Source organism: Streptomyces melanogenes (genome assembly GCF_014649795.1).
Taxonomy (GTDB): domain Bacteria; phylum Actinomycetota; class Actinomycetes; order Streptomycetales; family Streptomycetaceae; genus Streptomyces; species Streptomyces noboritoensis.
Map to the genome: position 1 here is coordinate 38,740 of NZ_BMTS01000024.1, position 15,915 is coordinate 54,654.

9 protein-coding genes and 1 CRISPR repeat array (1 of these 10 only partly in view) are annotated in these 15,915 nt (G+C 71.5%); of the genes, 4 read left to right on the plus strand and 5 right to left on the minus strand.

Annotated features, from left to right (window positions below; all coding sequences use genetic code 11):
- A CRISPR array of direct repeats spans positions 1-215; the repeat unit is 28 nt; unit sequence GTCGTCCCCGCACCCGCGGGGGTAGTTC; it begins 545 nt to the left of the window's first position.
- A gap of 77 nt (positions 216-292) precedes the next feature.
- From IE252_RS35145 to IE252_RS35155, 3 genes are read right to left on the minus strand one after another with little or no spacing between them, the layout of a single operon-like run.
- Positions 293-838: a flavin reductase family protein gene (locus tag IE252_RS35145; protein WP_190093527.1), complete on the minus strand. Its 546-nt coding sequence runs from the start codon at positions 836-838 to the stop codon at positions 293-295.
- A complete protein-coding gene (locus IE252_RS35150; protein ID WP_190093528.1) occupies positions 835-2,970 on the minus strand; it encodes a tetratricopeptide repeat protein in 2,136 nt (711 codons plus the stop codon). Before IE252_RS35150 ends, IE252_RS35145 begins: the two co-directional genes overlap by 4 nt.
- An 11-nt stretch (positions 2,971-2,981) precedes the next feature.
- Positions 2,982-4,166: a hypothetical protein gene (locus tag IE252_RS35155; protein ID WP_190093529.1), complete on the minus strand. Its 1,185-nt coding sequence runs from the start codon at positions 4,164-4,166 to the stop codon at positions 2,982-2,984.
- A gap of 359 nt (positions 4,167-4,525) precedes the next feature.
- Between IE252_RS35155 and IE252_RS35160 the strand changes: the two genes are divergently transcribed.
- Complete coding sequence (locus tag IE252_RS35160; protein ID WP_190093530.1) at positions 4,526-5,107, plus strand: flavoprotein; 582 nt, start codon at positions 4,526-4,528, stop codon at positions 5,105-5,107.
- Between the two features lie 34 nt (positions 5,108-5,141).
- Here the strand turns inward: IE252_RS35160 and IE252_RS35165 are convergent, their stop codons facing one another.
- A complete protein-coding gene (locus IE252_RS35165; protein WP_190093531.1) occupies positions 5,142-8,135 on the minus strand; it encodes a helix-turn-helix transcriptional regulator in 2,994 nt (997 codons plus the stop codon).
- A gap of 369 nt (positions 8,136-8,504) precedes the next feature.
- Here IE252_RS35165 and IE252_RS35170 point away from each other — a divergent pair, with 369 nt between their 5' ends.
- Positions 8,505-11,594: a hypothetical protein gene (locus IE252_RS35170; protein ID WP_190093532.1), complete on the plus strand. Its 3,090-nt coding sequence runs from the start codon at positions 8,505-8,507 to the stop codon at positions 11,592-11,594.
- Positions 11,595-12,399: 805 nt separating this feature from the next.
- Entirely contained in the window at positions 12,400-12,906 is a 507-nt protein-coding gene (locus tag IE252_RS35175; protein WP_190093533.1) for an EF-hand domain-containing protein, read from the plus strand.
- 639 nt (positions 12,907-13,545) lie between these two features.
- Here IE252_RS35175 and IE252_RS35180 read toward each other — a convergent pair.
- Positions 13,546-14,517 (minus strand): isopenicillin N synthase family dioxygenase, encoded by a 972-nt coding sequence (locus tag IE252_RS35180; RefSeq protein WP_190093534.1) that lies wholly within the window; start codon positions 14,515-14,517, stop codon positions 13,546-13,548.
- Between the two features lie 390 nt (positions 14,518-14,907).
- Here IE252_RS35180 and IE252_RS35185 point away from each other — a divergent pair, with 390 nt between their 5' ends.
- Complete coding sequence (locus IE252_RS35185) at positions 14,908-15,852, plus strand: Lrp/AsnC family transcriptional regulator (protein WP_229848995.1); 945 nt, start codon at positions 14,908-14,910, stop codon at positions 15,850-15,852.
- The last annotated feature ends 63 nt before the right edge of the window (positions 15,853-15,915 follow it).

Consider the following 15,915-nt stretch of genomic DNA (forward strand, 5'->3'; position numbering starts at 1 on the left):
CGCGGTCGTCCCCGCACCCGCGGGGGTAGTTCCACGCGCCGGTGGCCGGCCGGTGGACGGTCCGGGTCGTCCCCGCACCCGCGGGGGTAGTTCGTGCAGTGCTCGCACTGCGACTACGGGTGGGAGGTCGTCCCCGCACCCGCGGGGGTAGTTCCCTGACCTCGGTCTCCGGCGAGGCGACCTTCTCGTCGTCCCTGCACCCGCGGGGGTAGTTCGGGGTACGACGGCGCGCCGCTGACCGACGTCGGATCACGTCCAAGCATGGGCGAACGGCGTTGAGGACAGCAGGTGTTCAGGTGGCGAGCGGGCCGCTGACGCCGTTGAAGCGGATCAGGGGCACGAGCTCGCGGAGAGCGCCGTAGTGACTGGGGCGGCCCAGCACCAGTGTGTGGTCGGCCACGGGCCAGGTGCGTTCCACCCGGCAGACGGCCGTGGCCAGCGCGGCGTCCAGCAGGGGTACGCCGTCGATGAGGTGATGGGGGACGGTGGCGAATCGGTCTCCCGGCGCGGTGGCGAAGTGAGTGGCGAGCGTCGTCTGGTCGCCGGCGAGCACGTTGACTCCGAACGCGCCCCGCGCCCTGAGCGTCGCGAGGGTGCGGCTGTCGTCGGCCAGGGAGACCAGGAGCAGGGCGGGGCGGAGGGAGACCGAGGTGAACGCGGTCACGGTGCAGCCCACGGAGCGCCCGTGACGTCGGCTGGTGACCACGGTGATGCCGGTGGCCCACGTCCGCATGAACCGGTGGAACGTGCCCGACCCGTCCGGCCTGTCCGGCGCATCCGGCTCGGCCTGTGCGGAGTGCGCCGGGGCCACGTCCTGCGGCAGGGGGAGGCGGCTCATGCCGCACCGGCCGACACCGCGGAGCCGGCAGCCGTACGGGTCGCCGCTTCCAGGTCGGTCCGTTCCGCCTCGCGGTCGCCCAACGCCCGGTGGCACGTGGCGCGTTGGCGCAGCAGCTCGGCCTGGTCGGCGCCGGGCAGGCCGAGCGCGAGGGTGTAGTCGTCGACGGCGGCCTGCCACTGCTCGGCGGCCTGGTGCACGTACGCCCGGTTGTAGCGCAGGTCGGGGTCGCCGGGCTCCAGCTCAACGGCCCGGGTCAGGTCGCGCAGCGCGGTGTCGATGTCTCCGGAGTCGAAGGCGAGCGCGGCACGGCCGGCCAGGGCGGGGACGCAGTCGGGGTCGTTCTCCAGGGCCAGTTCGAAGTCGTGACGGGCGGAGTCGGCAGAGCCGGCGTCCCAGGCCAGTTGGCCCCGCACCTGCAGCAGGCGTGCGTCATCCGGAGTGAGCCGCAGTCCCTCCCGCAGGAGCGGCTCCACGGCTTTTGCCTGTCCGGTTTCGAGGAGCAGGCTGATGAGGTTGACTCGGGCGTCGAGTTCGGCGGGTTCGAGTTCCACGACGCGGTGCAGGTCGGCGATCGCGCCTTCCGTGTCGCCGGTCTTGGCCCGTAGGTCGGCCCTGTTGAAGTGCACTTCCCAGAACGGGGGGCTGAGTGAGATCGCGGTGTCGTAGTCCGCGAGCGCGGCGGAGTTCTGGCCCGCCTTGTGCAGCAGTCCGGCCCGTTCGAAGTAGTAGTCGGGGTAGTTGGGGTCGAGTCCGATGACCGTCGTCAGGTCTGCCAGTGCCGCCGGCAGTCGGCCCAGCGCTGCGAGGACCCGGCCGCGGTTGTGGACCAGGACGGAGCGGTGCAGCCGGTGCCGGTCGGCCGGGAGTTCCGCGTCCAGGCGGGTGATTCCGGTGTCCACCAGGCGAAGGGCTTCGGACATGTTGCCCAGGTGCATCTCGACCAGAGCCATGCCGTTGCGCTGGAAGACCGAGTGGAAGGTGCGCTCCTCGGCGTCGGGCAGCAGGGACGCCAGCGTGATTGTGTTGCTGAGGTAGCTCTTGGCCAGCTGGTGGTCGCGCAGTTCCGCCGGGTGCAGTCGGGTGTAGAGCATGGCCATGAAGTAGCCGGTGAACATCTGGGCCATCGGCAGGGCGTAGCGGGCTCGCACCTCCAGATACAGCTTCTCGGCCTCCTGCGTGCGCCCCAGCATCGCCAGGGACGAGCCCATCTTTCCGCTGAAGTCCCAGTAGCGCTCGGCCTGTTCAGGGTCGACGACGGCCCTGGCGCGGTCGCTGTAGTCGAGCACGGCGTGCCACAGGCCCAGGCCGGCGGTGTAGTAGACGGCTTCGTGCAGGGCCTCGTTGGCGGCTCCTGCGGGGTCGCTGCCGCGTTCCAGGTGGTAGGGGACGGCGCCCAGGCGCAGGCTCCAGTCGCCGTCGCGCAGCAGCAGGGCGGCGCGTTCGTCGTGCAGCGTGGTGCGCAGGGCGGGGTCGGCGGCTTCGTAGGCGGCCAGCTCGTCGGGGTCGTCGGAGGTGCCGTCGGAGGCGATGTACGCGCTCAGCAGGCGGCCTGGGTCCTGGGGCGCCCCGGTGGTGGTGGCGGTCGCCGTTTGGGCAGGGGTGAGCCGGGTCGCGTACCGCGCGAGGGCTGAGACAAGTTCGTCGGGCAGGTCACCGCCCCGGCTGCCGACGGTGACCGAGATCGGCATGCCCTGGATGCGCCGGAGCAGGATGGCGAGGAATTCCTGGTCGGTGGGGTCGGCCTCGTCGATGTCCGTGAAGCGTAGGCCGAGCGGTCCGGATCCCCGCAGGTTCGTGTAGGAGTGGAGGAACTCGACCAGCCCGTGGGCGAGTCGGCGGGTGCGTACGGCGGCGTAGATGCGGGTCCGTTCCTCGGGGGCGGCCAGTGAGGTGAGGGTCTCGGGTGCGGCGCCGATGCGGTCCTTGAGTTCCGGGGCCATCGTGAGGATCTCGATGGCGTGTGCCCGTACCAGCTCGGGCCACCGCTCGTATGCGGCCGGGACCAGGGCACGGACCAGGGATCCGGCTCCGGTGTAGGGGCCGCGCAGGCGGCGGTGGCAGCCGACCGTCACGTCGGCCGGTTCGCCGCCCGGTCCGTTGGGGCCGGAGCGCCACAGGTGGGTGTTCATGGAGCCTTCCTTCATCGTGAGTCGGTACGGGAACGCGACGCCTCGCGGCGGGAGACCAGGATCAGGAGCGTGAACTCGAGGGCGAACAGGGCGACCGAGGTGGCGGAGTCCCAGAAGCGGGCGCTGTCGTCCGCGCCGTTCGCCAGGGCGGGGCCGAGCCGTGTCACGAAGCCCGTCAGCAAGGGGGCGAGGGCGAGTATGGCGGTCGCCAGGAGGAGGCCGACGCCGCCGACGGTGAGCAGCGCGAACCAGGGTGCCACCTGGCGGTCGCGCTCCGACCAGGCGGAATCGGCGTCGCTGTCGCTGTCGCTGTCGGTGGTGGGACGCCGGATGCCTGGCAGCCGGCTCGCCTTGCGCCACAGGTATGCCGAGGTGGCGCCGTGCAGGTCGCTGCAGCCCAGCAGGGTGGTGAACACGTAGTACAGATCGGTGCGCAGGAAGAGGTAGAACTGCCAGACGAGCCGCAGCAGGACCGTGTACGCGATGGCGAGTGCCAACCGGAAGGCCCAGCCGGTCCCCGCGGCCCCCACCAGCGTGAGGGTGCTGAACAGCAGGACGTCGGCGAGCATGCCCGCGAGGAAGGGCAGATAGCGCTTCTTCCTCGGAACGCTGTACAGACCGTCGAGGTGGGCCTCCACCACGACGAAGAACAGCCGCCGGCTCACCGACAGCCGAGTCGGCAGCACCAGTCGGCGCCCGGCCAGGACATGGAAGAACTCGTGCCAGGCCACAGCGGGCACCTGGGCGAACGCAAGGGTCAGCTGGACCGCGACGAGGGACGGAGTGAAGAACACGACGTCCGAGTGGGGCCGCACCCGGGGATGCGTCACCATGACGGCGATGCAGGTGGTGACCAGGGCCGTGTGGACGACCCAGGCCGTGGGGGAGAAGGTCCACGCGCCGAGCCGCAGCATCCGCAGCCGAGGCGGCGCTGCCGTCGGCTGCGACCCCTCCCTGACGAAGCCCAACTCGCGCAGGGTGGACACGAAGTCGCCGATGTCGACGCTCTCGCCGAACTCGCCCAGGTACCACCGGGCCGCCTCGTCGGCCGGGTGGCCGTCGGCGAGCCGGCGCAGCAGGGCCGCGCCGTCGTGGGGCAGCACGGCGTAGGACTCGGTGTCGGGGCGGCCCACGACGACGCCGTCGCGCTCGTCGACGAAGGTCAACGGGTGGAATTCGATGGCCGGCAGGGGCATCGCGGACCTCCTCGGCGGTAGGGGGCGGAAACCCGCACCCCCGGCCGCTGCGGTACGGCGGACAGGGGTGCGGATGGGCGGCGTCAGCAGCCGACGAAGCTGTAGGCCTGCGCGGATGACGTGAGCTTGATGGCGCCGGTCTTGCGAACGGTGATCTTCTTCATGGGTTTCACCTCCCCAGGTACCTGGTGTCGATCGTGCCGAGCACTGCCGGGTGGGCGGCTCGGCGGCCCACACTGGCACCGGGCCCGCCGTCGGCGCATGGGGGTGCGGCCCCCATCTTCGGGTCCCGGCCGGCGGCCACAGATGGGGGCCGCACCCCCATGCGGGACGCGGATCGGGGCGGCAGGGTGGAGGGCATGCGAGACGACGCCCTCTCAGTCATCGTCTGCGGTTCCAGCGCGGCGAGTCAGTTGCCCCTCTACCTGACGTGGTTGCGCCAGGAGATCGATCTGGGTCTGCGGGTTCTCCTGACCGCCGACGCCGCCCGGTTCGTCCAGCCCCAACTCGTCGCCTGGTACGCCGACGAGACCTGCACCAGCGACGATCCCGCCCTGAACCCCGTCGAGTTCGCGAAGCGCTCCGCGGCCGTCGTCGTGCTGCCGGCCACGGCGAACACACTCGCGGCCACAGCCCTCGGCCTGGCCGCGACCCCGGCCCAGACCGCCCTGCTGGCCGCCGAACGCCCGGTGCTGTTCTTCCCGAACATGAACCGCACCATGTGGACCAAGGAGCCCACCCGCCGCCACGTCGCCACGCTGCGGGCCGACGGTCATACGGTCGTGGAGCCCCAGGAGCAGGTGGTCTTCGAGCTGTGGCGGCGGGAGAACGCGGCGGGCATCACGATGCCCGCGCCGGACGAGGCAGCGTCGACCGTCGTCGCCTGGCTGGAGAAGACGCTGGTGCACGACGGACGGGACGAGGAGCCGACGGACCGCTGATCGGTCGAGCCGGCCTGTCCGTCATCGCCTCTGCTCATCGCCTTTCCCCCCATCTCTCGTCCTGCCGGATCCGGGCCGCATACGCGTTGAGCGCCGCCCGATTGGGCTGCTCGCACTTGCTGATCAGGCTGGCGACATGTTTCTCGACGGTGCGCGGCGAGATGCACAGCCGGGCGGCCAGCGCGCGGTTGTCGAGCCGGTCGGCCAGGAGCCGCAGCACCTCGTACTCCCGTGGCGTGACACCGAGCACGCGCAGCACCTGCGGCACCTGCCCGTCGCCGGTGCGGTGAGGCACCACCGCACCGGCGCGTCGCAGCAGACTGCGGCACGCCCCGGCCACGGCCGCGACTCCCGCCCCGTGGAAGTACTGCTCGGCCCCGCGCAGCCAGAGCACCGGATCGCCCCAGCCGTCCGCCTGCGCGGCCTCGGCGACCAGGCGCAGTCCGAGATGCGCGGCCGGCGGATACGGCTGCGCCAGTGCCTCGGCCTCCACCACGGCATCGGCCGCTTCCTCGCCACGCCCGTACCTCCCCAGCCGGACGGCTCGGGCCAGCAGCACGAACTGCCGGTTCCAGCGAAGTCGGCCCGCCTCGCCCGGGTCCGGCCGGTCGGGGCGGTCCGGGTCCGCCTCGGCGGTCAGCGCCTCCAGCAGCAGGGCCAGGCCGTACTGTCCGGTCAGGGGATAGGGCGCCGGATGTACGGCGTCCTCGGCCGTCGCCCGCTCCAGCGTCAGCCGGGCCAGGTCGCGGTCCTCTTCCAACAGCGCGCAGACGACCCCGCCCAGGCCCTGGGCCAGCGACGCCCACGGCGAGGGCGGTGCGTCCGTGCCGAGCGACGCGCCCAGGTGCTCTTCCAGTATGTCGCGCCTGCCCTGGTGGGCCGCGCCGATGGCCCGCACCGCCGCCAGGCAGCGCGCGTCGGCGCCGGTGAACCCCGGCTGTTCCTCCCGTGCCCGATACGCGTCGGTGAGTTGCCGGGCCTCCGGATACTCGCCCCGCAGCACGTGATCCAGCGCCAGTATGAGGTCGGCGGAGGTGTGCACGGCCCGCGCCCCGATGCGCCCGGCCTGTCGGCGCACCCGCAGCAGGGCGTCGCGCTCGCCGTCCACCAGACAATGCTGTCCGGCGAGTTGCAGCATGGCGTGCATGCGCCACAGCGGCAGCTCATGGGTATCCGCGAGGGTGTGCATCCGGGTGAAGCAGTGCGACGCTTCCTGCGAGCCGCGCTGCAGGGCGAGTTGACCGCGTACCCGCCAGGCCCGGCAGGCGACGACCGTCAGCCCGGTGCGCTCGGCCTTGTCCGTGGCCTGCTCGGCGAGCCGACCGGCCGTCGGCGGGGTGTGGAGCGTCAACTGGGCCTCGACCGCGTCGAGCGGGGCGGTGTGCCTGCCCTCCGCCTCCGGGCCCAACGCGCACCGTGCGGCGTCCACATGGGCCAGCCCCACCTCAGGCTGCCCGTCGGCCTGCGAAAGCCAGGCGAGCCGGGTATGCAGGCGCGCCAGATGGACTCCCGCCACCCCGGGCCCGTCCAGCTCCTCCAGCGCGGAGGCGAGTCGGAGCCCGTGATCGGCCCGCCCGCTCTCCGCCAGCGCGGCCAGCAGCTCATCGAGGACATCGACCAGCACCCGCGGTTCGTCGGCCGCGCCGAGCAACTCCCATGCCCGCGTCAGCTGTTCCACGGCGAGGGAGGCCCGACCCGCCGACAGGGCCCGGCGCCCGGCCGTGGCGAACAACGACGCGGCCCCCGGCCGGTCGTCGGCGGACAGCCGGAGTTCGGCAGCGAAGGGGCACCACGGGCCCGGTAGCCCGGGATGCAGCTCGGCCACCGCCTCGGCGGTGCGGCGGGCCACCGCGGCCCGATCCGCCGGGGTGAGCTGCCCCAACAGCGCCGCGGCGGTCAGCGCACCACGGAAGCCGTACCAGTCGCAGGCACGGTCGTCCGCCGTGATCAGCCCCGCCGCCCCCGCCGCACGCAACCGCGCGAACAGCCGCGCCTCGGACAGCCCCCACGCCTGGCGCAGCACCGACACCGGGAACCTTTCGCCGATCACCGCCGCGGCGGACAGCAGCCGGTGTCCCTCCGGCCCCAGCCGTGCCGCCCGCCGCGCGATGCTGTGCTCGACCGCCGCGGGCACGGGGCAACGCACCCCTGCCACCAGCCGGCAGCCCTGCGGACCGGTCACGAGCGCGCCGGAACCGACCAGGGTACGCAGCAACTCCTCGGCGACGAAGAGGTTTCCGCCGCTGTCCCGGTACAGGCGTTCCACGACGTTGTACGGCACCCCGTCGCTCCCGATGCCGAGGCGGGACGCCGCGAGCCGCGCCACCTCGGTACGACTCAGCCCGCGCAGGGTCAGCAGTGTGCCCGCGCGCCGCCGCGCCAGGGCCCGGGCGAGGTCCCACGGTGCGCCCGGGCCGGACCGGAAGGTCGCCAGCAGCACGGTGCCCTGCCCGGCGATGTTGTCCGCCAGGTACTCCACCACGGCCAGCGTCGCCGGATCGGCGTCGTGCAGGTCCTCCAGGACGAGCAGACTCCCCGAACCCGCTCCGGCCGCGGACACCAGACGCAGCACGGACTCGGCCAGGAGCACGGGCGAGTGCTGCGGACCGTGGCAGCCGACGACGGTTCCCTCCCCCTCCCGAAGCCCGGGGGACCGCCTCCCGGTGGCGAGTCGTACGTGCGCGTATTCGGGTACGACACGGCCGAGAATGGCGCGATACGGCCCCAGCGTCCGGCTGTCCGGGCCCTCTCCGTCACGGAAGAGACAAGCAAGGGCCTCGCTGAGGGGCCGCAGCGGTACGGCGGGGCTGACCGGGCTGCTCCGGCCGAGCAGTACGCGCATGGCCCGGCTGCGGGCGGCCTCCGCCACCTCCCGCACCAGCCGGGACTTGCCGGCGCCCTCCTCGCCGGTCAGCAGGATCGCCGTGCCGTGTCCTCGCAGCGCTCTGTCCAACGCCTCTTCCAGCAGGCCGAGGTCCCCTTCACGGCCCACACAGATCGATAAGCAGTCCTTGCTCGCTGTCGACATCTGTCCCCCGCGTCCAACTTATGTCACAACGTGTTGGTCATCTGCTGTTCGGAGCAGCGGCCCGTTTCGGATGCGTGTACGGGCCTGCCGCTCACCGGGCAGTGTGGTTTCGCCACCGGCACCTGTCACTCAGGATTCCGCTGAGCGGACTGGTTCTGAGTTGGTGGGCAGTTGGTGGGGGTGTGCTGATGTGACTGGCGGCACCGGGTTAGGCGGTCACGGGCGTGCTGGTGTCCGCCTGCCGGATCCGGAACCCCTCGGTCATCTCGGCGTCCTGCGGCACCCGGGGTATGCCCGCCCTCGCCCTGACGAAGGCGCCGACGTTTATGTCGGTGCGGCGTTGATCTCCGCTGGGGCAGACTGCCGCGTATGCACATACCTCCGGTACCCCCGGCCTCCCCGGCCCTCAGCCTGCTGCGAGCCGTGGGGGAGTTGTCTCCCGTCGGCCGCGTGCCCGAGCTCGCGGCGCGGGCCCGGGTGCTGTCCGCGCGTGGTGAAGTGGACAGCGTGCTGGAGGAGTTGTGGAGCAGCGGCGAGGAGGAGCAGCGGGTCCTCGCCGTCGACCTGGCGCGTATGACCCACCACGCGGAGCTTCTGGAGCGGGCTCTCGCCGAGGGCGGTACCGCACTGCGTCGCCGGGTCCTGCACTCGCGGGAGCTGGTGCGGCTCGCCCCGGCGCGCGTCGTCCGGGCCGTCCTGGATGCCCCCGACGACGACCGTATGGTGCTCTACTGGAAGATCCGGCAACGCGGCCTCCGTGAACTGGCCGAGGCGTTGCGGGAGCCGGTGCGCGGCGCGTTCGGTACGGGTGAGGAGGCCCTGCTGCTGCCCGCCTGCGGTGCACAGACGGTGGGGGAGCGGCTGCCCGAGCTGTGGGACGAGATCTGCCACCGGCGCCTGCTCGCGCGGCGCCACCCTGACCTGGTCGTCGCCGAGGCGCACGGGCGCGGCTTCGCCCAGGCGTCGGACGGACAGCCGGGTGCTGAGGCCGCGAGCCCGTTGGGCGCAGCCCGCCTCTCGGGGCGGCGCATGCGGCGCACTCTGCGCCGCCTCCTTCTGGCCGAGTCTGCCGACCCGGCAGGGCTCGCCGGACCGGCCGGGGCAACCGGCGGCACCGGGCCGGACGAACCGACCACCTCGGCCGAACTGGCCGCACTGGTCCGCACGGCGGATACACAGGGGTGCCTCGGTCTCCGCCGGCTTCTGGCCGCCGCGCCCGTACGACAGCGCAGCCGTCTGTACGAGGCGGCGTGCGCGGCAAAGCCGTTCGGCCCTCGTGACGTCGGCACCGGTCTGGTCCCCCTGCTGATGCTGCTGCCGCACGAGCACCGGGCGCGGGAGGCCCGGCGGCTGCGGCGGGAAGCCGAGACGGGCGGCCGCCACGACGAGTGGACCGTTCACGACCTCGCGCCCCTGATCTCCCTGGCCGAGGTCCGCGACGAGCTGCTGGAACTGACCTGCCGCCCCCAGGCCGAAGACCGGCGCTGCGGCTACCGGCTGCTGATCGAGTGCGCGGCCGCGGACTCGGGCGAGCACACCCTGGACGACCTGCTGCCCCTGCTCGCCGACCGGCTGCCCAAAGACGACGGCGCCGGAATCCGCGACACCGCGCTCCGGGCACTCGCTGAAACGCCCGTCGCCCGCTTCCATGCCCGTGCCGTACCCGCGCTCGACCGGCTCGTCCACGGCCTGCTCGCCGCCCCGGACCCGGAGGGCGACCTTGCCCGGGGAGTGGCCTGGCTTGCGGGCACGCTCCTCACCCACGAGGACCGGGCGGTGGCCGACTTCGCGGCACAGACCCTGCGTGCGTGCTGGCTGCGACCACGGCCGGCGGAGTACGGCCTGCAATGGCTTCCCGGCGACCGGGTGCGGGTCCGCTACCCGCACCTGGAACCCGCGATGACCGCCGCGGCCGACCAAGGGCACTTCACCCCCGCGATCGAACTGTTCCGTATCGTCGGGGCCGCCCCGGCCATACTCACGGCCCTGCACACGGCGGTGCGCGAGGGCGATGAGGACGATGCCCGCCGGGCGGTCGACGCGCTGCTCGCCGACCGCCGTACCCGCAGCGCCGCCTTCCAGGAAATACTGGACCACACGCCCAACAGCCTGCGGCACCCCCGTATGCGGCAGTGGGCGCAATGGCGGCGGCCCGAACTCCTGGAGGGACTCTGGGCAGCGCACGGCCCCCTCCACCTGCCCACCCACCACCGTCCCACCACGGGCCCCACCCCCTACCAGCGCTGGACATCCGCTCAGCGCGAGCGGTACGCGGCCCTGCTCGTTCGGGATGCCACCGCCGCCCGGCCGACCCGAGCCGGGCGCGAGGCCGCCCGCGAACTCGCCCGCCTGTTCCGTGCGGACCCCGTGCTGACCGGCCCGTACCTCGACTCACGGCACCCGTTCGTGGCGCGGGCCGCCCTCAGCGCGCTGCCGTTCGGCGACGACCCCGAAGTGTCGCTGCACACGCTGCTGCTGCAGGACTTTCCCCACGACGGTGAGACGTCCTGGGAGCGCAACGAGACGGCCGACCGGGTGATGACGGCGATACGGCGCTGCGCGCGGCGCATACCGCCGAGCAGACGGCCGGAGGCCGCGGCTGCAGGCCTGCGGGCGCTGCTGGTCGCAGCCGATGACACGGCCGACGGGTTGACGGCCACTACCAAAGAGCAGGCACGGTTCCTCACTACGTTGACCGCGGCCGCAGCGGGGGTGGTCGCCGATGTCTGGGAGGCCGAAGGCCATCGTCCCGTCGTGGCGCGGGTGTGCGTGTGGCTTGCCGGTGGTCTCCTTGACGAGCCGAGAATATGGCGGCTGCTGCGCGCTTCGGTCCGCACGGGCGAGCACCACATCGTCCATGAACTCGCCACCTTCGCCTGGCACGTCCCCGAACAGCACCGCTCCGCCTACGCCGAGTTGCTCATCGGTGCCGCCACCGGACCCGTCGCCCGGTCGCGGTGCTGCGCCCTGGCCAAGCTCCGCTTCTGGCACCCGTATCACCCCGATGTCCCGCAGGCGCTCGCCGCGGCGGCCATCGGCGCGCGCGAGCGCGCGGAGTGGCAGATGGCGCTGGACAGCCTGATCGTCACCGCCGCCTCACCCGAGGGTGAGGAGCGGCTGGCCCAGGTACTCGACGCCTTCGCCGTGGCGGCGAAGCGGACCGGCCCGGATGAGGCCCCCGTCCCGGACGGACCGCTGCACCGGCTGGTCTTCGCCCTGGACCGCCTCGACTGGCGGTCCGCGCGGACGAGCGATCGCAGCAAGTGCCGCGCGATGCTCCTGCGGTTGGCCGCGCGACTCGGCGCCCACCCCGAGTTCACCCTGGAGGCCCGGCTCCTGCGCACATCGACCGTGCACGGGCTGTGGCGGGCGCAGGCGTCCGTCCTGGCAGAGGACGTGGACGCACTGATCGAGCTGGCCGAGGAGCTGGAGAGGGTGCTGGTGGGGGCCTTGGGGTGACCTGCGCCCGGCGGGTGCTGGCGGTAGCCGTTATGAGGGTTGTGTGTGGGCGAGGGCAGCGGCGAGTGTGCCGCGGACGAACATCACCGCGTCGAGGCGCAACGTCTGCGACCTGCGCTCTGGTGCCGTGGTGCTATCCGCGCCGGCCCACTGCGATGACTTCTGCGCCCCGCTCTCGTCTACAAGGCCGTCGGCCGGGGGAGGTCTTGCTCTCCGGCTTGGTCATGGGGCGAAAACGGCCGGGCGGTGCCAGCCTGAAAGATGAGGCGGATAGCCGTGAGGGAACAGCTGTGCATAGAGATCCAGGGTTTCGAGCAGCCTGGCGAGTGCGTCGAGCGAGGGCATGACAGACGAGGTGATGGCCGGACGCCCGGAATCGCCGTGAACCGGCGGACGCCTGCAAATTCCTTTCGCTGGCTTGGTGATTCGTCCGGTAGGGGTGCTGCGAGAGGGACGACATCTGGTGACGGGCCGACTGTGTGAATGCCGCCAGCCTCAGTGTGCTGTCTCGGTTGAGAGCTGTCGAGGCTGCGGCCGTCCCTCTTTCGGTATCGGGGCGGGTGTGTACGCGGGGCCGGTAGTACGACCTTGCGCTCCTGCGGTCTGGCCAGTCGCAGTTCACATGAGCCGCAGAGCCTAAAGGTGTTCGCAGCGCTCACTCCAGCCTCCGCCGGTATGGCCTGAATGACTGCTTGTGAGTATGCCATCGGCGCGTTTAGGTTCATGGGGCGACATCGAGATCTCTATCGGGAAACGCTCATTCCACATTCGATCGTCAATTCACCGATTCACGTGGAGGCGGAAAATGGCGACAGCCGGCAAGGGGCAGATCTTCGAGTTGCGCTTCGACCAGTTCGACGTGAACCAGGACGGCCGCATCGACCGTTCCGATTTCGAGCAGGAGGCCAACAGGCTTATTCGCGCTTTCGGCTCCGACCCGGAATCGCCGCGCGCGCTCGTGCTCAAGCAGAGCTATATAGGCGTGTACGAGTACATCGTGAGCAAGGCCGACGTCAAGAGCGGCGCGTTGAGCCGCGAGGAGTTCGTCGCGGCGTCGAAGGCGGCGATCACCGACCGCGGTGGTGTGGGCTTCGCCGAGGTGATGGCGCCGTACGTGTACGCCTGTGCCAACCTGTGCGACGTCGACGGCGACGGAATGATCAGCCAGGATGAATTCAGCACGTGGCTCACGGTCATCGGCGCCCCCGCAGACGCCGTGGGCGAGGCCTACCAGGCCATCGACACGGACAAGGACGGGAAGGTCTCCATCGACGAGTTCGTCTCGGCGGTCAGGAGTCATGTACTTGGGTGATTCTGGTCAGAAGGCCGGGCGGGGGAGCGTCCCCCGAGCAGGCTCCGGCCCCAAGATCGGCATTGCCTGTCAGATCGGCGCGTCGCTCTCGTCGGACTCGGTCGCGTCCTCGTCGAGGCCGTCCACCAGAGCCTCGTCGCGGTGACCTGCCGCGCGGAGTTGCCCAGTGCTGGCTGGCGCGGCGGAGTCCGCCGGGCCGACCAGCCGGCGAAGCCGGGTTGACCGAGAACAGGCTCAAGGGCTGGGCAACCCAGCCCTTGAGCCTGTTCAACGGGAGAGCCCCGGGCCGGGCGCTGAACGGCTCCTGCCCGACGAAGCGATCTTGATATTTTGTGTTGTGGCTTGGGCGGGCGACCTGCCGTGAGGGGTCGCCATGGTGATGAAGCCGCTGCGGGTGGAGCTGCCCCGGGCCCAAGTTCCATGCAGAGAAGTGATCAGGCCGACCCGCGATGTGGCGATATTTGATGTGCGGGCGGCGGATGCGCACGGACTGACCGTGCTGCGGGCCCTGTCGGCGCCTCCGCACGTCGCGATACTCACCGCCCTGGACACGGATGCGCACGTGGGTGCGCAGCCCATCACCCCGATATTCCGGGATGAGACAACAGGAGGAAGCGACCTCCTAGGCGGGCGGGGATTTCAACCGGTGGTGTAAATAGCCTGCATCTTGTCGCGTAAGTAATCGCCGGCGCGTACGGGCGGGTAGGACGTGCGGCCTGTCGGCGCCGGCAGCGAGGTGATGGTGGTGTCGGGTGCGCAGGCGTGGAAGTACACCAGCGAGGTCAGTTCCTCCTGCGGGGCATCGGGCGACGGGGGCAGGACGCGATGGCGGCCCGAGCGCCAGCGGTCTGCGGTCCAACGGGCCATCAGGTCACCGATGTTGACAGTGATCGCGCCGGGCATGTGCGGGGCGTCCTGCCAGCCGTCCTGCCAGCCGTCCGTGTCGTCGTGCACCTGAAGGCCGCCCTTGCCGGGCTGCCGGTCCAAGAGGGTGATGAGGCCGAAGTCGGTGTGTGGTCCGATGCGGAACTGGCCGGGGGCGGCGGGACCGGTCTCGTCGGCCGGTGGGTACCAGTTGATGATGAAGTCCCAGTTCGGGCGCGTGGTGTGGCGAGTGAAGAAGTCGGCGGGCCGGTCCAGGGCCGTCGCCATGACCTCGAGGACGGTATCGGCCAGACTGCGCATCCGCTCGGTGTACTCGTTGACCAGCGGGTGCAGGTCCGGCACTTCGAGGGGCCAGCGGTCTGGCAGCCATCGTGTCTGCCCGGGGCGGGTGGCGGAGTCGGCGGCGCACGACCAGACCTCCAGCAGGTCCGGTGGGGTCCAGGTGCCCTCCGACCGGGCGGTGACCACCTTCTCGCGGCCGATCCATCCGCGTCGGTCCGTGCTCTGGGCGTAACGCGCCTTGACGGGCGGCGGCAGGTGGAAGAGGTCCTGCGCGGCGGTGCGCAGCCGTCCGGGCAGCTGCGGTGCGACGCCGTGCCCGGTCAGCAGGAGGAACCCGGTGGCTTGGAGGGCTCGGTCGACTTGGCCGGCCAGGCGCTTGCGGCCTGCGCGGTCGCCCGCTGTCCAGGGGCTGAGGTCGATGACGGGGATGGGGTTGGAGGCCATGTGGGGTTTCCCTGTGTGGTAGGTGCGTTGGGCTTCTTCGATCTCTTTGATGTCTTCGGCACCTTTGATGCCGGTGGGTGCTGTCGGGGTGGTTTGGCGTACATGCGGGGCGACTGCGGTGGCGCTCACCCGGCTGCGGTTGTTCTCCGGCCGTCACCACGATCGCGATGGTGACCGACGAGCGGCATGAGGTGCCGAGGCGGACCGCGGGGCCAGCGGTCTCCGGATACGCATGGGTACAGCTTTCGTCGGGTGACGCGGACATGTGGGGGCTCGGGTGGGAGGGGAGGGACCGCTCCACTATCCGAGCCCGTACGCGCCGCTCCCAAGCCGTACCTTGGGATGTGGAAGAAACAGGCGCAGGAGAGGCAACTACCGGTGGATTCACGTGTGTCGGACGATCTCGACCAGCGCCTCCTCCATGCCCTCCAGGTCGACGGCCGGGCCCACTTCAGCCGCATCGCACGTGATCTCGGCGTCTCCGAACGCACCATCATCCGCAGGTACCAGCGCCTGCGCGCCCTGGGCCTGCGGGTCGTCGGTCAGCCCGTGGCCTCCCGCCTCGGCCTGGCCCGCTGGCTGTTGCGGCTGCACTGCACCCCGGATGCCGCCGGAACCATGGCCGAGGCGCTCGCCCGCCGCCCGGACACCTACTGGGTCACGTTGGCCTCGGGCGGCACCGAGCTGTACTGCGCCGTGAACGTTCCCGTGTCCGGCCAACACGACAACCCGCTGCTGCGGAAGCTCCCGCGCACCCCGCAGGTGCTCTCCATGAGCGCCCACTGCATGCTGCGGATCTTCGTCGGAGCCACCAGCACGTGGCACGCCACCCGGTTCCGGGCCGACGACAACACCGCGGTGGATTCCGGCACCTCCGCTGCGACTCGCGTGCCCTTGGACGCCACCGACCACACCCTGTTCGCCGAACTGGCCCGTGACGGCCGCGCGCCCCTGCCCGAACTCGCCGCGGCCGCCGACCGCTCACCCTCCAGCATCCAGCGCCACCTGGACCGCCTCCGGGGCGCAGGGGCCCTGAGCCTCGCCGTCGACTTCGACCCTCAGCTGCTCGGCTACCGCATGGCCACCCGGATCTGGCTGAACGTCACCCCCGCACACCTGCGCTCCGTCGGGGAGGCACTGGCCACCCATCCGGAGATCGCCTTCGCCGCCGCCGTCACCGGTGACTCGAACCTCGTGGCCAGTGGCATCTTCCGCACCCCGGCCGACCTTTACGACTACGTCGACCGGCGCATCGGCCAACTCCCCGGCATCCAGAGCATCCAGACCGCCCCCACCCTCCGCGAAGTCAAACGCCTCGCTCTCGCCATACCGTGAGGAGCCGGCGGACAGCACCGCCGGGGCCAGAGGATCTCGATGAGATCCCGGCCGAGCGCGGCA